17 protein-coding genes, 1 pseudogene and 1 riboswitch are annotated in these 19,654 nt (G+C 41.8%); of the genes and pseudogenes, 8 read left to right on the top strand and 10 right to left on the bottom strand.

The window, feature by feature from the left end; genetic code table 11:
• Positions 1 to 22: 22 nt before the first annotated feature.
• The 5 genes from K1I97_RS09655 to uvrA form a co-directional block, all read right to left on the bottom strand.
• A complete protein-coding gene (locus K1I97_RS09655; RefSeq protein ID WP_223331832.1) occupies positions 23 to 592 on the bottom strand; it encodes an SP0191 family lipoprotein in 570 nt (189 codons plus the stop codon).
• Between the two features lie 64 nt (positions 593 to 656).
• Positions 657 to 1,055 (bottom strand): transcriptional regulator Spx, encoded by a 399-nt coding sequence (gene spx, locus K1I97_RS09650; RefSeq protein ID WP_223331831.1) that lies wholly within the window; start codon positions 1,053 to 1,055, stop codon positions 657 to 659.
• A 134-nt stretch (positions 1,056 to 1,189) separates the two neighbouring features.
• Positions 1,190 to 3,850 (bottom strand): magnesium-translocating P-type ATPase, encoded by a 2,661-nt coding sequence (gene mgtA / locus K1I97_RS09645; RefSeq protein ID WP_223331830.1) that lies wholly within the window; start codon positions 3,848 to 3,850, stop codon positions 1,190 to 1,192.
• 195 nt (positions 3,851 to 4,045) lie between these two features.
• Positions 4,046 to 4,197: riboswitch (M-box (ykoK) riboswitch) on the bottom strand.
• Positions 4,198 to 4,252: 55 nt separating this feature from the next.
• Positions 4,253 to 5,314 carry a M24 family metallopeptidase gene (locus K1I97_RS09640; protein WP_223331829.1) on the bottom strand — a complete coding sequence of 354 codons (1,062 nt, stop codon included), beginning with the start codon at positions 5,312 to 5,314 and terminating at the stop codon, positions 4,253 to 4,255.
• Positions 5,307 to 8,138, bottom strand: a complete 2,832-nt coding sequence (gene uvrA / locus K1I97_RS09635; protein ID WP_223331828.1) for an excinuclease ABC subunit UvrA — start codon at positions 8,136 to 8,138, stop codon at positions 5,307 to 5,309. Before uvrA ends, K1I97_RS09640 begins: the two co-directional genes overlap by 8 nt.
• A 136-nt stretch (positions 8,139 to 8,274) precedes the next feature.
• Here uvrA and K1I97_RS09630 point away from each other — a divergent pair, with 136 nt between their 5' ends.
• The 5 genes from K1I97_RS09630 to K1I97_RS09610 all read left to right on the top strand — a co-directional run bounded on the left by K1I97_RS09630 (position 8,275) and on the right by K1I97_RS09610 (position 11,845).
• Complete coding sequence (locus tag K1I97_RS09630; RefSeq protein WP_223331827.1) at positions 8,275 to 9,219, top strand: magnesium transporter CorA family protein; 945 nt, start codon at positions 8,275 to 8,277, stop codon at positions 9,217 to 9,219.
• An 11-nt stretch (positions 9,220 to 9,230) separates the two neighbouring features.
• Complete coding sequence (locus K1I97_RS09625) at positions 9,231 to 9,908, top strand: DUF1129 domain-containing protein (protein WP_223331826.1); 678 nt, start codon at positions 9,231 to 9,233, stop codon at positions 9,906 to 9,908.
• Positions 9,909 to 9,923: 15 nt separating this feature from the next.
• On the top strand, positions 9,924 to 10,271 hold the full coding sequence (locus K1I97_RS09620; RefSeq protein ID WP_223331825.1) for a TfoX/Sxy family protein: 348 nt from the start codon (positions 9,924 to 9,926) through the stop codon (positions 10,269 to 10,271).
• Between the two features lie 170 nt (positions 10,272 to 10,441).
• Entirely contained in the window at positions 10,442 to 11,476 is a 1,035-nt protein-coding gene (locus K1I97_RS09615; RefSeq protein ID WP_223331824.1) for a S66 family peptidase, read from the top strand.
• A 105-nt stretch (positions 11,477 to 11,581) separates the two neighbouring features.
• A complete protein-coding gene (locus K1I97_RS09610) occupies positions 11,582 to 11,845 on the top strand; it encodes a SemiSWEET family transporter (protein WP_000166112.1) in 264 nt (87 codons plus the stop codon).
• Between the two features lie 83 nt (positions 11,846 to 11,928).
• On the opposite strand, the gene K1I97_RS09605 is transcribed toward K1I97_RS09610, so the two are convergent.
• From K1I97_RS09605 to ruvA, 3 genes are read right to left on the bottom strand one after another with little or no spacing between them, the layout of a single operon-like run.
• Positions 11,929 to 12,492, bottom strand: a complete 564-nt coding sequence (locus K1I97_RS09605; protein ID WP_223331823.1) for a DNA-3-methyladenine glycosylase I — start codon at positions 12,490 to 12,492, stop codon at positions 11,929 to 11,931.
• A 1-nt stretch (position 12,493) separates the two neighbouring features.
• Entirely contained in the window at positions 12,494 to 13,063 is a 570-nt protein-coding gene (locus tag K1I97_RS09600; protein ID WP_223331822.1) for a hypothetical protein, read from the bottom strand.
• Entirely contained in the window at positions 13,063 to 13,656 is a 594-nt protein-coding gene (ruvA, locus tag K1I97_RS09595; protein WP_000273410.1) for a Holliday junction branch migration protein RuvA, read from the bottom strand. Before ruvA ends, K1I97_RS09600 begins: the two co-directional genes overlap by 1 nt.
• Before the next feature lie 159 nt (positions 13,657 to 13,815).
• On the opposite strand from ruvA, the gene K1I97_RS09590 reads away from it, so the two are divergent.
• Positions 13,816 to 14,310 carry a helix-turn-helix domain-containing protein gene (locus tag K1I97_RS09590; protein ID WP_223331847.1) on the top strand — a complete coding sequence of 165 codons (495 nt, stop codon included), beginning with the start codon at positions 13,816 to 13,818 and terminating at the stop codon, positions 14,308 to 14,310.
• A gap of 162 nt (positions 14,311 to 14,472) precedes the next feature.
• Here the strand turns inward: K1I97_RS09590 and K1I97_RS09585 are convergent, their stop codons facing one another.
• Together K1I97_RS09585 and K1I97_RS09580 are read right to left on the bottom strand one after the other, a co-directional pair.
• Positions 14,473 to 16,323, bottom strand: coding sequence for a nucleoside-diphosphate sugar epimerase/dehydratase (locus K1I97_RS09585; RefSeq protein WP_223331821.1), 1,851 nt, complete (start codon positions 16,321 to 16,323; stop codon positions 14,473 to 14,475).
• Positions 16,324 to 16,400: 77 nt separating this feature from the next.
• Positions 16,401 to 17,231, bottom strand: coding sequence for a glycosyltransferase (locus K1I97_RS09580; protein ID WP_223331820.1), 831 nt, complete (start codon positions 17,229 to 17,231; stop codon positions 16,401 to 16,403).
• Positions 17,232 to 17,453: 222 nt separating this feature from the next.
• On the opposite strand from K1I97_RS09580, the gene K1I97_RS09575 reads away from it, so the two are divergent.
• Positions 17,454 to 18,620: a CynX/NimT family MFS transporter gene (locus K1I97_RS09575; RefSeq protein ID WP_223331819.1), complete on the top strand. Its 1,167-nt coding sequence runs from the start codon at positions 17,454 to 17,456 to the stop codon at positions 18,618 to 18,620.
• A 203-nt stretch (positions 18,621 to 18,823) separates the two neighbouring features.
• Positions 18,824 to 19,654 (top strand): annotated as a pseudogene (locus K1I97_RS09570) (hypothetical protein); the annotation flags it as partial.

The raw sequence follows: 19,654 nt of genomic DNA, 5'->3' as shown, positions 1-19,654 counted from the left end.
TCCGTCTATTTATTTGGATTTTCTACTCTTCTGTCGCTCCATTTGCTATTCTATCTTCGATATATTGGCTTGGTTCATTTTTCAAAAGACTCTCTAAGCCAATATTTTTTAGGTATTCTACTTGCGCCGCCTTTTTGACATCTAAAATTTGAAAATCATAAGTCGTCGTAGTTTCCATCTCTGTCTCGCTGATTAACTGAGTCTCAACCGTAAAACCTTCTAACTTACGTGCTTCTTGGAGACTTTCATCTTTCTCCTCCGCTTCTGCGAAGGCTTTCTTTGTAGCTTCAAGACCATGATCAGCAATAAAAGACTTCATCTCTTCACTTATTGGTCGCGTCTGTCGGATAACCAATTTTAAAAATTGCTTTCCTCTATAAGTAATTGTTTGAGTTTGTTTGACACCTCCTTCTGACTCAGGGAGAAGCAAGGTTTTGGTCACAACCGTGTTCTTCTCGGCATTCTCTAAAACAGGCAAAGTAGACTGGAGATCTTCTGATGACGTTTTTGAAGTGGCAGTTGTTCCCTTCTTTTGCCCACATCCTGCAAGCAGGAGAAGAAGAACCGCTGTGCTGATGACTATTTTTTTCATATTTCCTCACATGATTATTAGATTAAAAAACGAACAAGGCTAGGAAATCCCCCAGCCTTGACGTTTATAGAGCTGCACGCAAACGTGCTTCTGCATTTTCTACATTACGGACAGAGCGTGGTAAGAAAGCACGGATATCATCCTCTTTATAGCCAACTTGCAGACGCTTCTCATCCACAAGAATCGGACTTTTTAGAATCCGCGGTGTTTCCATGATTAAGTTGAGCACTTCATTGACACTCAAATCTTCAATGTCAACTCCCAAAGCTTTCGCATAGCGGTTTTTTGATGATACAATACTAGCAATTCCATTCTCTGTTTTCATTAGAATGTCTAATAACTCTTCTCTTGTAATTCCTTCTTTACCAAGATTTTGTTCTTTATAACTTAACTGGTGGGCATTGAGCCAGGTCTTTGCTTTTTTACAGCTGGTACAACTGGAGACTGTATAAATTTTAATCATGTACCTACCCCTTTCGCTACATGTTACTATCAGTTTAATCTATTATACCATAAAAAACATCCGACTTGCGACCTATTTTTAAAAATTTTTGACTTTTTTCGCTATTTTCGTACTTTTTTCTTGACAAAATCAATTTATAGCCAACTTTTAAATTTTTTGATATAGATTCGTTTCACAACTGTAACACTAATCATATAAAGAACGATTATCAAAAGCAAAAAGAGGAAATAAATTGGTTCCAAAGGGGTTAAATGAAGAAGGCTCGCAATTGAAGAGTAGGGAAGAAAGGTCACAAAACTAGCTGCTAGCAAGCTTGTTCCAAGAACAAACCATGACGGACGACTTTGTAAGAAAGGAAGTTTTGCTGAACGAAGCATATGGATAACCATGGTTTGGGACCACATAGATTCAATGAACCAACCTGTCTGGAACAAAATGATAAAACTAGTTGCCGACTCTGCTCCATGAACATAGGCTTGGCCTGTCGCCATTGGAACAATGACAAAATAGAGCAAGATAAAAGTCAAAATATCAAAGGCAGAAGAAATCGGACCCATCCAAATCATAAAACGAGTAATGGACTGAGCTTCCCACTTATGAGGATGCTTCAAAAAGTCTTCATCCACATTATCAAATGGCAAGGCGATACAAGAAAGATCGTAAACTAGGTTTAACACAATCAAGTGAATCGGAGCCATAGGAAGGAAAGGTAAAAAGATACCTGACACTAAGAGTGAAAGAATATTCCCGAAATTAGAGCTGACCGTCATCTTGATATATTTGGTCATGTTGGCATAAACTTTGCGCCCTTCAACCAGACCTTTTTCAAGCACCATCAAATCTTTATCTAGCAAAATGACATCAGCGGTTTCTTTGGCAATATCTACTGCTGTGTCAACAGAAATCCCCACATCTGCTACTTTCATAGAAGGGGCATCATTGATCCCATCCCCCATATAGCCGACACAATGTCCGTTGGATTTGATTTGTAAGATGATTCGTGCTTTTTGATCAGGAGAGAGTTTGGCAAAGACGGTTACTTTCTCGACTGCTTGGGCCAACTCTTCGTCCGTCATGGCGTCAATATCAGAACCCAGCAAGATTTGATCAACGTCTAAACCAACTTTTTCGCAAACTGCTTGGGTTACCTTTTCATTGTCTCCCGTCAAGATCTTTGTTTGAACACCGTGTTCTAACAAAGCTTGGATAGCAGGTGCTGCTGATGGTTTTGGTGGATCTAGAAAGGCAAGATATCCTGTTAGAATCATCTCCTTTTCATCTTCAACGGAGTAAGCAAAACCTTCTTTTAGGCCTGTTTTATAGGCGACTCCCAAGACTCGCAATCCCTGTTGATTAAGTTGATCTACTTCTTTTAAGATTTCCACTCGGATATCATCCGTCAGAGGGCTAATCCGACCTTGATATTCCACATGGGTTGAAATCGCAATCATTTCCTCTAGGGCACCCTTGGTTACCAAACTAACAACTTCGTTCTCATCCTTGACGATGACACTCATTCGTCTGCGTTCAAAATCAAAGGGCAATTCATCTATTTTTTGGAAGCTAGTATCCAAATTTTGTAGAATAGCGTGTTCTTTAGCTTCTTTTTCAGTTCTACTGATAATGGCACGGTCCATCAAGTTTTTCAATCCCGTTTGAAAATAGGAATTGAGATAGGCACGTCTCAACACAGACAAATCCAAAGCTCCATGTATATCCAAAGGATATTCAAGGACAATTTCGTCTTGGGTAAGGGTTCCTGTTTTATCCGTACACAGGATATCAATAGCACCTAGGTCCTGTATGGCATTGAGTTTTTTGATGACGACTTTTTCCTTGGCCATGATAATGGAGCCTTTTGCTAAACTAGCCGTGATGATCATAGGAAGCATCTCAGGTGTCAATCCAACACCAACACTCAGTGCAAACACACCTGCTTCCAGCCAGTCGCCATCTGTCAGGCCATTGGAGAGAAAGACGATGGGAACCATGACTAACATCAAACGGATTAAGAGCCAAGAGATGCTGTTCATCTCCCGTTCAAAAGAGGTCGGTTCGTCATAGGTATTGAGAGTCTGCTCAATTTCTCCCATCATGGTGTCATCACCGACTGCTAGAATCAAAGCCTTGGCACTTCCTGATATCACATTGGTTCCCATAAAGGCGAGCGCTTCTGCTTCTAGTAGACTATCAAAGTTTGACTGACTCATTTTTGACAAGGCTAGTTTCTCAACCGAGTCACTTTCACCTGTCAAACCAGACTGTTGGACAAAGAAATCACGTGATTCAATTAAAATGAGGTCTGCTGGAATCATATCCCCAGCACTTAATTTGACTATATCTCCAACGACCAAATCTTCAATTGCGACCTCTAAACTCTGGCCTTCGCGAATAACTGTGGCTGTATTCACAATCATTTTTGATAGATTGGTCGCAGCCTTGTCACTCCGCAATTCTTGGACAAAGCGTATGCCACCAGAGATTAGAACGAGAACGACGATGATGATAGAGGTCGTCGGATCTTCTTGTCCAGGCTTCGCCAACCAGACATTGGTCACCATAGAAATCATAGCGATGACCAGCAGGATGATTGTAAATGGATTGATGATGGATTCGTAAATCTTTTTGAGGATACTGTCTTCTTGACCCTTGGTAATGATGTTTTCGCCATATAGGTCACGATTTTTCTCCACCTGCTCCTCAGTCAAGCCTATTAGACTTGTCTTATAAAAAGATAGAGTTTCGTTTAAGGGTGTGTGAATAGCTGCTGCTAATCTTTCTTTTGTAGTTTTCATTGGTTTCTCCTATCTGTATGAATGATGTGTTTCATACACAGAGACCAATCACTTTATAAGGGCAGAACGACACAAATCAGCGATTGGCTGTGTATGTGCGGTTCTGGATGATCGTCAATTTGCATCGTTTGTCTCCTTTCCTTGTTCTAAAACAGTAGAAAATCCTGCCATAAAATGGCAGGATTGAAAAACTAATTATCTGTTTTTTCGTTCAAGCTTTAACTCCATAGGGCAATGAAATGAGCTTAGTCTTGGCCTTCGCGACCAGGACTGTTGACCAACGAGTAGTGTCTCCACTGCTTTGCGGTAGTCATCCGTATCCCTATGGTAGCCTCACCTACCGTTTTCGTCTATCAGTATAAACCTTTAAAATATAAAAGTCAATGATTTATCATAATTTTCTTAAATAACAATTAATTCTTTTGGAGCTAGAGTCAACAATTCGCAACCGTTATCTGTAATTAAGATATCATCTTCAATACGAACCCCGTATTTACCTTCAATATAGATACCCGGTTCATCAGTCAAGACCATACCAGATTTAATGACTTCTTTCGAAGTTTGGCTAAAGTAAGGTTCTTCGTGGATGTCCAGTCCGATACCGTGACCAATACCGTGGGTAAAGTAGTCGCCATAGCCTGCCTCGGTGATAATATCGCGAGGGATTTTGTCAAAGTCACGGAAACCTAATCCTGCCTTAGCCTGGTCAATCAGGGCTTGGTTGGCTTTTAGAACCGTATTGTAAATCTCTGCCTGTTCGTCACTGACATGACCGAGATAAATGGTACGTGTCATATCGCTGACGTAGTGGTCGTAGAGGCAGCCGAAGTCCATGGTAATGGCTTCTCCAACTTCAACTGGTTTGTGCATCGGATGAGCATGGGGTTTTGAAGAGTTGATACCACTTGCTAAAATGGTATCAAAAGACAAGCCAGATGCTCCTAGCTCCCGCATACGGAAGTCAAGGAAGTTGGCAATTTCGATCTCAGTTTTTCCAGGTTTGATAAAGTCAAGTGCATCGCGAAAAGCTTGGTCTGAGATAGAACAAGCCTTGCGAATAGTCGCAATCTCTTTCTCATCTTTAATCATACGAAGTGCTTCAACAAACTGAGTCTGTGGAAGCAAGTCGATCCCTGCAAAAGCTGCCTGCATACGGTGGTAATAAGAAACCGCAATCTCGTCCTCAAAACCGACCCGAGACAAGCCCATATCCTTAACAATGCCTGCAATAACAGCCAATTCATCACGGTCAGCCACAATCTCAAAACCTGTCACTTCTTGCTTAGCTGCAATGATATAGCGAGAGTCTGTCACCAAGACCTGACGGTCACGGCTGATAAAGACTGTTCCGTTCGAACCCCAAAAGCCGGTCAGGTAATAGACGTTTTTAAGGTTGTTGATGATGATGCCATCTAGTTCTTTTTCTTGCATTTTAGCTAAAAATGCTTGCACACGTTTATTCATGATGTAACTTTCCTTTCAAATAGTGTCCTGTGTAGCTGGCTTCATTGGCCGCTACTTCTTCTGGAGTTCCTGTTGCAATGATGGTTCCTCCACCAACACCGCCTTCAGGTCCCAAGTCGATGATATGGTCTGCCGTCTTGATGACATCCAGATTGTGTTCAATGACGAGGACAGTATTCCCATCGTCGACAAAGCGAGCCAGGACTTTAAGCAAGCGAGCGATATCCTCAGTATGAAGCCCGGTCGTTGGCTCATCCAGAATGTAGAATGACTTACCTGTTGAACGTTTGTGGAGTTCACTAGCCAGCTTCATACGCTGGGCTTCTCCACCTGAAAGGGTGGTAGCTGGTTGTCCTAACGTTACATAGCCCAGCCCCACATCCTTGATGGTCTGAAGTTTGCGTTGAATCTTGGGAATATGTTGGAAGAATTCCACCGCATCGTTGACCGTCATATCCAAGACCTGCGAGATATTTTTTTCCTTGTAATGAACTTCTAGGGTCTCACTGTTGTAGCGGGTTCCGTGGCAGACTTCACAAGCCACATAAACATCTGGCAAGAAGTGCATCTCAATCTTGATGATCCCATCACCTGAGCAGGCTTCACAACGACCACCCTTGACGTTGAAACTGAAACGGCCCTTCTTGTAGCCTCGAATCTTAGCTTCATTTGTCTGAGCAAAGAGGTCACGTATATCGTCAAAAACTCCCGTATAGGTAGCAGGGTTAGACCTCGGCGTTCGTCCGATAGGGCTCTGATCAATGTCAATCAAGCGGTCTACATGCTCAATCCCTGTAATCGTCTTAAACTTACCAGGTTTGTCTGAATTGCGGTTGAGCTTCTGGGCAATGACTTTTTTGAGGATGCTGTTGATTAAGGTCGATTTCCCTGAACCTGACACACCTGTCACCGCGATGAATTTTCCTAATGGGAAGCGAGCGGTAATATTTTGCAAGTTGTTCTCACACGCACCCGTCACTTCGATAAAACGACCATTTCCGGTACGGCGCTCTTCTGGAACTGGAATAGCACGTTTCCCTGACAAGTACTGACCTGTGATGGACTTACTGTTGCGAGCCACTTGATTAGGCGTACCTGCGGCGACAATCTCCCCACCAAAAACACCGGCACCCGGACCAACGTCAATCAGATAATCCGCCTCACGCATGGTATCTTCATCGTGTTCCACCACGATGAGAGTATTGCCCAAGTCACGCATCTTTTTCAGACTGGCAATCAGGCGGTCATTATCCCTCTGGTGAAGACCAATCGACGGCTCATCCAGGATATAGAGGACACCTGATAGGTTAGACCCAATCTGAGTCGCCAAGCGAATACGCTGACTCTCCCCACCTGAAAAGGTTCCTGCCGAACGCGACAGCGTCAGATAGTTGAGGCCTACGTTATTGAGGAAGGTCAAGCGATCCTTGATTTCCTTGAGAATGGGACGGGCGATGATGGCTTCATTTTCAGACAAGGTCAGCTGACTCACCAACTCCAAGTGGTCTGCGATAGACAGGTCTGAGATTTCACCGATATGAGGTCCTTGCTCACCGCCCACACGGACAGACAAGGCCTGGTCATTGAGACGGTAGCCGTGACAAGTTCCACAGGTCAGCTCATTCATGTAGAGGCGCATCTGGGTGCGCGTGTAGTCACTATTAGTCTCATGGTAACGACGCTTGATATTATTGACAACTCCCTCAAAAGGAATATCGATATCGCGCACACCACCAAATTCATTCTCATAGTGGAAATGGAATTCCTTGCCATCTGAGCCGTAGAGAATCAAGTTCTTATCTTCTTCTGACAAATCCTCAAAAGGCTTATCCATATCTACTCCAAAGGCTATCATAGCCTGCTCTAGCATGTTTGGATAGTAGTTGGATGAGATAGGATTCCAAGGTGCCAACGCTCCTTCACGTAAGGTTTTGCTGGCATCAGGAACCACCAAATCAGTATCCACCTCCAGCTTGATGCCCAAACCGTCACACTCACTACAAGAACCAAAAGGAGCATTAAAGGAGAAGAGACGAGGCTCTAACTCTGGTACGGTAAAACCACAAACCGGGCAGGCATAGTGCTCAGAGAATAGCAACTCCGAATCGTCCATGGTGTCGATAATGACATAACCTTCTGCAATACGAAGGGCAGCCTCAATGGAGTCAAAGAGACGGCTACGGATGCCCTCCTTGATGACAATACGGTCGACCACAACATCAATATTGTGTTGCTTGCTCTTGGACAACTCTGGAACTTCAGTCACATCATAGACCTCCCCATCCACACGGACGCGGACATAACCATCTTTCTGAACCTTTTCAATGACACTCTTGTGTTGCCCTTTTTTCTTGCGAATAACAGGAGCTAAAATTTGCAGACGTTGACGTTCTGGCAATTCCAAGACCTTATCCACGATTTGCTCTACAGAAGAGGCCTTGATGGCCCCGTGCCCGTTGATACAGTAAGGCGTCCCCACACGTGCGTAGAGGAGACGCAGATAATCATTGATTTCAGTCGTCGTTCCCACGGTCGAACGAGGATTTTTGCTAGTTGTTTTTTGGTCAATGGAAATAGCCGGGCTAAGGCCATCAATGGCATCCACATCTGGTTTTTCCATGTTGCCCAAAAACTGGCGAGCATAGGCTGATAGACTCTCTACATAGCGACGTTGGCCCTCAGCATAGAGGGTATCAAAGGCCAGACTGGATTTCCCAGAACCTGACAAACCAGTCACAACAACTAGCTTGTCTCGCGGAATCTCCACATCAATATTTTTTAAGTTATGGGCACGTGCCCCATGAATCACAATTTTATCTTGCATCTTTGTTCTTTCTAGTCCATTATTGCTTTCCATTATACCAAAAAATGTGAAATTCTATTACCCAAAAAACTGTTTTTATAGTATAATAGTACGGTGCAAAAAATGAATCACTGAATAGTAGGAAAGGATAGGGGATATGAAACAAGTTTTTCTCTCAACAACAACTGAATTTAAAGAGATCGACACGCTTGAACCGGGCACTTGGATCAACCTCGTCAATCCTACACAAAATGAATCGGTGGAAATCGCCAACGCCTTTGACATTGACATTGCCGACCTTCGAGCACCGCTTGATGCGGAAGAAATGTCCCGTATTACCATCGAAGATGAGTACACTTTGATTATCGTAGACGTTCCAGTCACAGAAGAGAGAAACAACCGCACCTATTACGTAACGATTCCGCTAGGGATTATCATCACCGAGGAAACCATCATCACTACTTGTTTGGAATCCCTCCCTGTTCTTGATGTCTTTATCAATCGTAGGTTGCGTAATTTCTATACCTTCATGCGGTCACGTTTTATCTTTCAACTCCTTTACCGCAATGCCGAACTTTATCTAACTGCCCTTCGTTCCATTGATCGCAAGAGCGAACAAATCGAAAGCCAACTGCATAAATCCACTCGAAATGAAGAATTGATTGAACTCATGGAATTGGAAAAGACCATCGTCTATTTCAAGGCCTCACTAAAAACAAACGAGCGCGTAATCAAGAAATTGACCAGCGCAACCAGCAATATCAAAAAATACTTAGAGGACGAGGACATACTCGAAGATACCCTGATTGAAACCCAACAGGCCATCGAGATGGCAGATATCTATGGAAACGTCCTTCACTCTATGACAGAGACCTTTGCCTCTATCATTTCCAACAACCAGAACAACATCATGAAAACTCTGGCTCTCGTGACCATCGTCATGTCTGTCCCGACCATGATCTTCTCAGCCTACGGGATGAACTTTAAGGATAATGAAATCCCTCTGAATGGTGAGCCACACGCCTTCTGGTTAATCGTCTTTATCGCCTTTGCTATGAGTGTCTCGCTCACTCTCTATCTCATCCATAAAAAATGGTTCTAAGAGGAATCCCTATGTCTCAGATTGATTTACAAAAACTAACTAAGAAAAATAAACATTTTATCCATATTGCCACACAACAGTTTCTCAAAGATGGCAAAACAGAGGCTGAAATTAATGCTATTTTCAACGAAATTATGCCAGAGATTCTTAAAGAACAGTCTAAGGGGGTGCCTGCTCGTACCCTTTACGGAGCACCAACTCAATGGGCTCATAACTTCACTTTGAAGGAACAATATGAAAAAGAGCACCCAAAAGAAAATGATAATCCAAAACTCATGATTATGGACTCAGCCCTTTTCATCACTAGTTTATTTGCGCTCATCAGCGCCCTTACAACAACCATCTCTCCCGATCAGTTTGTCGGCTATGGTTTAATTACTCTATTGTTTGTGGGTATCGTTGGAGGAATTGCCTTTTACTGGATGTACCACTTCATCTATCGCTACTATGGTCCCGATGTAGAGCGTAGCCAACGTCCTCCATTCTGGAAATCGTTTCTCATTATTCTAATTTCTATGCTAGTTTGGTTGGCAGTGCTCTTTGGAACAAACTTCCTACCAACCAACCTCAATCCTGTCCTTCCTCCGATTACACTTGCTATCATCGGAGCAGTGCTTCTTGCTCTTCGCTTCTATCTCAAAAAACGCTTCAATATCCGAAGTGCAAGCGCGGGCCCATCACGTTATTAAGAAAAGTGAAAATCTATGGCATATAGTCAATCTTTAGTTCAGCAGATTCGAAAAATCCTAGCACTTAAACTTCCTCCCCAAATTTTCGAAGAAGAGCTAGAGGAAAAGAAACTGTTTGGTGGCCTGGCCTTTATGATTCGTGGGAAAATGGCCATCACTGTCAGTTCCAGAAAGGACGAGCTGGTTATGGTGAGAATTGGCAAAGAAATGGAAAAGCAAGTTCTACCCCAAACAGGAGCTCATACTACATTGATGAGAGGGCGACCTTATCATGGCTATATAGACCTAGATATAGAAGGTCAAAAAGAACTTCCTTACTGGATTGATTTAGCCCTCTCCTATAATCAAGAGTTGACCAAGTAACTCATATCTAGTGAGATTACAGATTAGAAAAAAACAAAAAGCAACTGCACAGGCGGTTGCTTTTTTACTTGCTTTCTTGAAATCCAATAGCACTTCTGAGTCTATTCCTTATAGTTTTCTCTCACCTTTTATGATAAAATAGGCTCAATCTATTTCTAGGAGGATGAGATATGGTTTCTACTATTGGTATCGTTAGTTTGTCTAGCGGTGTTATTGGAGAGGATTTTGTCAAACACGAAGTCGACTTGGGTCTCCAACGTCTCAAGGATTTGGGACTCAATCCTGTCTTTTTGCCCCATTCGCTAAAAGGTTTAGACTTTATCAAGGACCATCCTGAGGCACGTGCAGAGGATTTGATGCAGGCCTTTTCGGACGATAGCATCGACATGATCCTATGCGCCATCGGTGGGGATGATACCTATCGTTTGCTACCTTATCTTTTTGAAAACGACCAGCTTCAAAAGGTTATCAAGCCAAAGATTTTTCTTGGCTTCTCGGATACAACCATGAACCATCTCATGTTGCACAAACTGGGAGTCAAGACTTTTTATGGGCAATCCTTTCTAGCCGACATTTGTGAATTGGACAAGGAGATGTTACCCTATAGTCTCCACTACTTTAAAGAACTGATCGAAACAGGAAAAATCTCAGAAATCCGCCCTAGCGACGTTTGGTATGAGGAACGGACTGACTTTAGTCCCAAGGCCCTAGGAACAGCTCGTGTCAGTCATGCAAATACCGGTTTTGACTTGTTACAAGGAAATGCTCAGTTTGAGGGAGAAATTCTCGGTGGTTGCCTTGAGTCTCTCTATGATAACTTTGACAATTCTCGATACGCAGACAGCACGGACCTCTGCCAAAAGTACAAACTCTTCCCTGACTTATCCGACTGGGAAGGAAAGATTCTCTTGTTAGAAACAAGCGAAGAAAAGCCTGAGCCGGAAAACTTCAAAAAGATGGTACAGGCTTTGAAAGAAACTGGGGTATTTGAGGTCATCAGTGGACTCTTGGTCGGAAAACCTATGGATGAAACTTTCTATGACGACTATAAAGAGGCACTATTGGATATCATTGATAACAATATCCCGATTGTCTATAATCTGAATGTCGGCCACGCAACTCCAAGAGCCATTGTTCCCTTTGGCGTTCACGCTTATGTGGATGCACAGGAGCAAGTCATTCGCTTTGACTATAACAAAAAATAAACAATTTCTCCATTTTTGTGCTTTGGTATTGATTTTCGTTACAATTTGTGTCTGAATTTATTGCATTTTGCTTATTTCTATGATATCCTTTTGAAGGAGGTGTATATGACTAAACAAAAAATAAATCAAATTGTCGGTTCAATCGGGGCCTTTATCGGGATTATTGTATTTATCGCCTACATCCCACAAATTTTTGCCAATTTACAAGGCAACAAAGCTCAACCATTCCAGCCTTTATCCGCAGCAGTATCTTGTTTAATTTGGGTTATTTACGGGTGGACAAAAGAGCCTAAGAAGGATTGGATACTAATTATTCCAAACTCAGCTGGCGTTGTCTTAGGTGGACTGACATTTCTCACTGCACTATAAAAGTTACTAGCATATAATGAAAAAACTGAGAGGAATTTCTCAGCTTTTTTCTATATTCTCAGATAATTAGACGCCTGCACTCACTAATTACCGTTTTTCCACTCACAATCATTCTCATGGTCATCAATCAGACCTGCTGCTTGTAGAAAAGCTAAAACGGCGACTGGACCTGTGAACTTGAAACCTCGTTTTTTTAGATCTTTGGCTAATTTTTCAGACAAGGCTGTTTTAGCAGGTGCTAGGTGATAGTCAGGAACATCATTCACGATCGTTTTTCCCTCAACAAAGGACCAGAGATAAGCGTCAAAAGAGCCGTAGGTTTTCTGAACTTGTAAAAATGCTTGGGCGTTGGCACGCGTCGCAAAGAGCTTGGCACGATTTCGAATGATGGCTGGATTCTCTAACAAGGCTTCCAACTCCCCATCTGTCATTTCCGCGACCGCTTGAATTTGATAGCCATGAAATGCTTCTCGGAATCCTTGGCGTTTGTTTAGTACCGTTTCCCAAGATAGACCCGACTGGTAAGTTTCCAAACAAAGCAACTCAAAAAGAGCACGGTCATCATGAAGGGGTTGGCCCCACTCCTCATCATGATAGGCTACATATAAAGGGTTGTTCATTTTAACCCAACCACAGCGTTTTGTCATATTATTCTCCAATCTTTAAAACATAGCCAGGTAAGGGGATACTCGACTTATCCAATAGATTAATCCAACGATTAATATCTGGTGGTAGAGGGTTAAATCTCTCATCCGTTTGATACCTTACACCATCATCTGTTTCTATTCCAGTTAATGTTTCAATCTGTTCTCGAAGCTGGTCTACAGACATCCAATCAGTCCAACCTTCAAATAAACTTTCTGAAGCCAGAGTTATACCATACCATTCTTCAAACCATTCAATGTAGTCTGCTCTTAACAGGTAGAGTTTTTCGAAAGAACAAGGTTCATCATTCACCCTTATACTATCTACTATGTTGTCATTATCTACTAAAGCAATACTTGCGCCACAAAATTCACAAGGAAATGAGCCAACTTGACCATAGCGGGAACCACAATGCAAGAATAATCCTGTTTGGCTCTGCTGACAATTATTACAAAACAACGGAAAAACGGTACAGTGTAGCCATAGTGTATCAACCTTCCCATTTTTAAATTTTATCTTGACATGGTTGCTACTGTTTCTTGCTTCAACTAGATTAATTCGAGCAATTCCCATTATTTTACCAACATCTTAAGAGCCGACTTGATATAGTTCTCTGCTGTATCTGTCGTTCCTTCAAAGAATTTCTTGATTTTCTTAAGTTCGGTCGCCTTGTAACCCAGTGCCAACATGGCTTCCATAGCTTCTTCCAATTCTTGGTTCTCAGCGCTGGTTTGCACTGCGACCTTGGCAGGAAGGTCATCACTAGCCACGACTACCTTTCCTTCCAAGTCCAGCACCATCTGTTGGGCTGTTTTCTTGCCAATTTTAGGGAACTTGGTCAAGTAGGTGATGTTCTTAGTCTCGATTGCCTGAACCAAGCCAGCATTGTCATCGGCAGCGATAATAGCAAGAGCTGACACAGGACCAATCCCTGAGACCGAAATCAGACTAAGAAAGAGCTTCTTCTCGTCTTCTGAACGAAAGCCGTAAAGCAGATGGGCATCCTCACGGACAACTTGGTGCACATAAATCTGAGTTTCTTGATTAACCTGACCTGAGTAAGCATAAGGATTGGCTACATGCAAGATATAACCGATACCATTTGCCTCAAGGACAATATATTTAGCAGTGATTTTGGTAATGATTCCTTTTAGATATTCGTACATAGTTTTTTCTCCATTATTTTGCCTATCTAGTATACCATATTTCCCCAAGACAGACTGCAACAAAAGGTGCAACCTCTGGTTGACAAATAGTACAGGAGATTGTATTCTCATTATAAGTAAAAATTGTTAGGATAGAAGTAGAAAAAGGAGGATAGAATGATGAAACTCGCAGAAAAACTATTTGAGCTCAGAAAGGAAAAAGGTTGGTCCCAGGAAAAGCTAGCAGAACAAATCAATGTTTCTCGGCAAAGCATCTCAAAATGGGAGTCTGGACAAGTTCTTCCTGAAATCGAAAAAATCATTGAATTAAGCAAGATTTTCCAAGTAACAACTGACTATCTACTACTGGATGAAAACTCTGAAAAAGGTTCCACAGCAGTGACCTTGGAAGAAGACAAGGACAAATACTGTAAAGAGGTTAAATCCTTTGGTCTCTGGCAAATGATTTATATTTTCGTATTGGCTCTGGCTATCTATCTTTTTTTAGCTGGTTCTAGTTTCCCAGCCGAATTCACCGCCTGGATTTGGCTGACCTTCGTTCTTTTGATTGCTTCAGCGATTGCTATCAACAAAGTACTCAAAACTAAACAATTTTACCTTGATAAGATGATTAATCTCGAAAAAACTTCAGAAGAAGTCAATAGCAAAAAGTGACGGAGATGGAAGTCTCCAACCACCCTTTCTTTTAAAAAAGAACAAGCAACATTATTTCATATCTTATATAAAATTTTCCATGATAAAACGCATAGAATCAAGGTTTTTGAATACCTGATTTTATGCGTTTTTATAATTTTGAAGATTTTTAATCAACTTCTCTTACTCAGCATGAGTTGTCTCATTTGCAAAGGAAATGATTGCTTCTTTGAGCTCATCTCCGCTGAGTGAACGGAACTCCTCTATTTTTTGATTGATCGCTTCTAGAGGCATCACGTTTACCTTACCAACGAAAATCTTGTCCATAACTTGGTTATCAACCAATTCGGTCGAAACCAAGAGTTCTTCATAGAGTTTTTCACCTGGTCGGATACCGACCTCAACGATTGGAATTTCACTTTCTGTATGCCCACTTAGAAGCACCATTTTCTTGGCTAAGTCATAGATCTTGACTGGTTTGCCCATATCAAGGATAAAGACTTCTCCATCCTTGGCATAAGCGCCAGCATGGATTACTAGACGGCTGGCTTCTGGAATGGTCATGAAGTAACGTGTCATACGGAAGTCTGTCACCGTTACAGGGCCACCTTCAGCAATCTGGCGTTCAAAGACAGGAATCACGCTACCACGGCTACCGAGAACATTCCCAAAACGAACTGCACAGTAGGTTGATTTGCTACGTTGGTTAAAGCCAGTAACAATCAACTCCGCCACGCGCTTAGTTGCACCCATAACGTTCGGTGGATTGACCGCCTTGTCAGTCGAAATCATGACCATCTTAGGTACTTTGGCTGCATCAACAGACTTGGCAACATTGTAGGTTCCGAGGATATTGTTCTTGAAGGCTTCTTTTGGATTGCGCTCCATCATCGGAACATGTTTGTGGGCTGCAGCATGGTAGACAATAGCTGGTTTATACTGCTCAAATACCTGTAGAAGACGGTCATAGTCCTGAATATCTGCAATGACAGGAACATAATCAATCCCTTGGAATGTACGAATCAATTCATGATAAACGAGATAGATGGAATTTTCGCCATGCCCCAGCAAAATCACGCGTTCGGGATTGAAGCGACTGACCTGACGACAAATCTCTGAGCCAATCGAACCGCCGGCTCCTGTCACCAAGATGGTCTTGCCTGTAAGCTCTGCACCAAGACGGGATTCGTCGAGACGGATTTCCTGACGCCCCAAAAGGTCTGTGATATCAATTTTCTGGAAACAACTACCTGGTTGGTGAAGCCCCTGAACGACTGTCTCAACCTTGGGCATCTTGTAACATTTGATACCTAGTTTATTACACATCTGCAGGATACGTTCATACTCTGACGGGTCAAGCGAAGGGATGGCTACGATGACACGCTCGATTTGGTGACGTTTAGCCAAGTCGGGTAGATTATCATAAGAGCCCAAAACTGGGATTCCACCTAGTTTTTGTCCCTTTTTCTTCTCATCATTATCCAAAATCCCCACTAGCTCAAGGTCGCTAGTTGGATGTTGGTAGCTGTTCATAAAGAGGGCGCCACCATCACCAGCACCAATCAAGAAGGTACGGCGGTGTTCGCCCTCCCCACTACCCTGCTTGCGCTTAGAATAAATCAGCTGCCAAGTGATACGAGGGAGTAAGATGAGAAAGGTACTCAATAAGATAAAGAGTATGATGAACCGGATAGAAAATAGAGGAAGAAAAGCGTAGCAAATTCCATAGGAAAACACACTACTGAGCATCACTCCGAAAAAGATTTTCATAAAATCCGTAATCTTGCTGTAACGACTAATACTCGCATTGAGCCCCCAAAATCCAATCATGATTTGATAGAGGAGAAAAGCCAAACCAGTATAGATAACATAATCCACAGGCGCTGGATTAATCAAACCATAAAAGAGAATGTAAGACACGATGATGGAAACCACCATACTAATAATGTCAAATATACCCCAAAACACCTGCTTTTGCTGTTTATTTAAAATTTCAACCAGATCAATCACATAATCTGTTAGTTTTTTATTCATAGGAATTTACTCTTTCTTAAAAGAATTTAAATATATTGTTATTATAACATTTTTTGGCTATTTTATCTTTTACAATACTATTTATTTTTTCTTAATAATTTTACAAAAATAAACTGACGTACAAAGCCTGGACAAAGTGCAACAATGGCCTGAATGGCTACACTTTTAGCATATTCCATGTAAGAAATTTGCCCTCGCTCCAGCATCCGTTGGCGAGCTTGACGATAGAATTTAAGGTAACGCAAGCCACCTCGACGCTCAAACATCCCGGCACCTACGCGAACCTTACACAAGATTTGATCTAGGTTGCCAGTCTTGGCACCTGCCGTAATCATATTGAGCCAAAGGAGATCATCCTCCATATAAAGCCCGTCTTCGTAGTTGCCCGCCTTGAGGACCATGTCCTTTTTGAACATGACTGTCATGTGGTTAAAAGCACTTCTCATCCTTTGGTAAGCCACAATATCTGCGTGCTGAGTAGGAACACGACGGTAAGAAACAATCTCGTCAGGATTGTCAATAAATTCTGCAATATGTCCACCCAAAAGATCCAAATTTTCCTGTTCCATTAGTTGGACTTGCTTTTCAAAGCGGTCAGCTACCGCTATATCATCTGTATCCATGCGAGCGATGATATCGTACTGACACTGTAAAACACCGTATCGAAGAGCCAAACCCAAACCTTGATTTTCTTCTAAGGGACAACGCTTAACTGGAATCTCTGACTGCGCTTCCACTTCATCTAGCACCTGATAGAGTTCGGGCGTGAGCGGCCCGTCCTCAACAAGAACAAGCTCACTTGGTTTCAAGGTCTGGTTTTGAATACTCTTGATAGCATCTCTCAAAAATGTCGGATTTTCCTTTACATAGACCGACATCAAGACGCTGATTTTTTGCTTTTCAGACACAGTTTTTCTCCAATTTATAGATTTCCTTCCACTATTTTATCACAAAATTTCCTAGTTTCCTATTTTTATCTCAAATCAAGAAAAATTCTGGTAAAGAAATCTGTCCCTTTTCACTCTATTTTCAGTTAAATCGTTCTAACTTTCTTAGCAGTCCTCTCCTTGACATTGTAAGAAAAAAACCTTAAAATAAGCTGTTATTAAAATCATCCTATCGAGGTTTTTATGAAAAAACAATCACTCTTTTTTGTTCTAGGAATTGTCTTAATCGGGACTGTTTTACGCTCTCCTTTTACTGCTCTTCCAACCATTTTAGGGGATATTGCTCAGGGGCTAGGAGTTGAGGTCAGCTCTCTTGGGATTTTAACCAGTCTCCCTCTCTTGATGTTTGCTCTTTTCTCTGCTTTTGCGAGTCGCTTGGCACAAAAAATCGGGTTGGAACATCTCTTTACTTACTGTCTCCTCCTCTTAACTGTTGGCTCTGTCATTCGGATTTTCAATCTTCCCCTTCTCTATCTAGGGACTCTGATCATCGGAGCGAGCATCGCCATTTTCAATGTACTCCTCCCAAGTATGATTCAGGCAAATCAGCCTCAAAAGATCAGTCTCCTAACAACGCTCTATGTCACTGCCATGGGGGTTTCAACTGCTATCGCTTCTTATCTTTCGGTCCCTATCACCCAAGCTAGTTCTTGGAAGGGCCTCATCCTCCTTCTCAGCTTTCTCTGTCTGGTCACTCTGCTGGTCTGGTTGCCAAATCATCGCCACAACCACCACCTAGAAAGCAAAAAAGAAAAGCAAGTCAAAGAGAATATTCTAAAAAGTAAAGATGTCTGGGCTATCATTATCTTTGGCGGTCTTCAATCCTTGCTCTTTTATACAAGTATGACCTGGTTGCCAACTATGGCTATTAGTGCTGGTCTTTCTAATAGTGATGTGGCTCTCCTCGCTTCTATCTTCTCGCTGATCAGCATTCCTTTTTCAATGACTGTTCCAAGTCTGACGACTCGTCTATCAGATGGTCACCGTCGAATCATGCTGGCAATCATTTCCTTCTCTGGTATGACAGGAATTGCCATGCTCTTGTATCCAACCAATAATTTCCTCTACTGGTTAGTCGTCCATCTCTTGATTGGAACGGCCTGCAGCGCCCTCTTCCCCTACCTCATGGTTTGCTTCTCTCTTAAAACTAGTTCGCCAGAAAAGACAGCTCAGCTATCAGGACTAGCGCAAACAGGTGGGTACATCTTGGCGGCCTTTGGTCCTACCTTATTTGGTTATAGTTTTGACCTTTTCCAATCTTGGATCCCAGCTGTCCTTGCTCTTCTAGCTGTTGATATCATCATGACCGTCTCACTCTTTATGGTGGATCGGGCGGATAAAATCCTTTAATTATTCTAAAATACTTCTCAGTTATAAATAATGCAAAGCCAGACTCTGTCTGGCTTTTTTGGTACTTATACTAACAAAAAGCTCCATCCATCTATTAGCAGAAAAATGGCATTTTTGATATAATAAGATGTATAGAAACTAATTGTCATGCAAAAAATACATTAGTTTATAAGATAGCTACTATTTTAAGCGAGGTACATAGAATGGATGAACTGAAATACAATTTGGATCAAAGTTTAGCAGATTTAGATAAGCTCTTTGACTTATCGGCAAAGGAGACAGATAAGACTGCCTGCGAAGCTCTAGCAGAAAAAGCAAGAATAATTTATGAGCAATACCCTGAATCAGAAGGCATTGCGTTGCGGTATGCTGAGATTTTGGTCAATTTGTCAGTTGAACAAGTAAATGTAGAAGAGAGAGGGAATACAGCTAATTTAGTCAAACAAATCTTTGAAAAGTTCAACCAGTCTGAAGATATTGCGTTACAGTATACTAGGGCTTTAGTCAATTTGTCAGCTAAACAAGAAATTGTTGAGGAACTACTAAACACTGCTAATTCAATCAAACAAATTTTTGAGCAGTTCAAGGATTCTGAAGACATTGCGTTACGATATGCTATGGTTTTGTTCAATTTGTCGCTCGAACAAGTAAATATAAAAGAACTAGACGATACTGCTAATTCAGGCAAACAAATTTTTGAGCAGTTTGAGCAGTCTGAAGACATTGCGTTACGATATGCTATGGTTTTATACAATCTTTCAAACAGGCAAAATGATATCAAGGAGCGTAAAGAAACCGTATCAAAAATAGAAATTTTAACCCTAAAGTTTCAACATTCTGAAGACATTGCGTTACAATATGCTAGGGCTTTAATCAATTTGTCAGTTGAACAAGTAAATGTAGAAGAACTAGGACAGACTGTGAATTCAGTCAAACAAATTTTTGAGCAGTTTCAACATTCTGAAGACATTGCGTTACGATATGCTATGGCTTTAGTCAATTTGTCAGTTGAACAAGTAAATGTAGAAGAGAGA

This window comes from Streptococcus oralis (assembly GCF_019929345.1).
Classification (GTDB): domain Bacteria; phylum Bacillota; class Bacilli; order Lactobacillales; family Streptococcaceae; genus Streptococcus.
Note: the sequence above shows the minus strand (reverse complement) of the source record. Positions and strands in the feature narration are given on the sequence as shown.

Excerpts from the sequence above, each read along its gene's own strand:
- K1I97_RS09655 (WP_223331832.1), bottom strand. The coding sequence starts at position 592 with ATGAAAAAAATAGTCATCAGCACAGCGGTTCTTCTTCTCCTGCTTGCA.
- spx (WP_223331831.1), bottom strand. The coding sequence starts at position 1,055 with ATGATTAAAATTTATACAGTCTCCAGTTGTACCAGCTGTAAAAAAGCA.
- mgtA (WP_223331830.1), bottom strand. The coding sequence starts at position 3,850 with ATGAAAACTACAAAAGAAAGATTAGCAGCAGCTATTCACACACCCTTA.
- K1I97_RS09640 (WP_223331829.1), bottom strand. The coding sequence starts at position 5,314 with ATGAATAAACGTGTGCAAGCATTTTTAGCTAAAATGCAAGAAAAAGAA.
- uvrA (WP_223331828.1), bottom strand. The coding sequence starts at position 8,138 with ATGCAAGATAAAATTGTGATTCATGGGGCACGTGCCCATAACTTAAAA.
- K1I97_RS09630 (WP_223331827.1), top strand. The coding sequence starts at position 8,275 with ATGAAACAAGTTTTTCTCTCAACAACAACTGAATTTAAAGAGATCGAC.
- K1I97_RS09625 (WP_223331826.1), top strand. The coding sequence starts at position 9,231 with ATGTCTCAGATTGATTTACAAAAACTAACTAAGAAAAATAAACATTTT.
- K1I97_RS09620 (WP_223331825.1), top strand. The coding sequence starts at position 9,924 with ATGGCATATAGTCAATCTTTAGTTCAGCAGATTCGAAAAATCCTAGCA.
- K1I97_RS09615 (WP_223331824.1), top strand. The coding sequence starts at position 10,442 with ATGGTTTCTACTATTGGTATCGTTAGTTTGTCTAGCGGTGTTATTGGA.
- K1I97_RS09610 (WP_000166112.1), top strand. The coding sequence starts at position 11,582 with ATGACTAAACAAAAAATAAATCAAATTGTCGGTTCAATCGGGGCCTTT.
- K1I97_RS09605 (WP_223331823.1), bottom strand. The coding sequence starts at position 12,492 with ATGACAAAACGCTGTGGTTGGGTTAAAATGAACAACCCTTTATATGTA.
- K1I97_RS09600 (WP_223331822.1), bottom strand. The coding sequence starts at position 13,063 with ATGGGAATTGCTCGAATTAATCTAGTTGAAGCAAGAAACAGTAGCAAC.
- ruvA (WP_000273410.1), bottom strand. The coding sequence starts at position 13,656 with ATGTACGAATATCTAAAAGGAATCATTACCAAAATCACTGCTAAATAT.
- K1I97_RS09590 (WP_223331847.1), top strand. The coding sequence starts at position 13,816 with ATGAAACTCGCAGAAAAACTATTTGAGCTCAGAAAGGAAAAAGGTTGG.
- K1I97_RS09585 (WP_223331821.1), bottom strand. The coding sequence starts at position 16,323 with ATGAATAAAAAACTAACAGATTATGTGATTGATCTGGTTGAAATTTTA.
- K1I97_RS09575 (WP_223331819.1), top strand. The coding sequence starts at position 17,454 with ATGAAAAAACAATCACTCTTTTTTGTTCTAGGAATTGTCTTAATCGGG.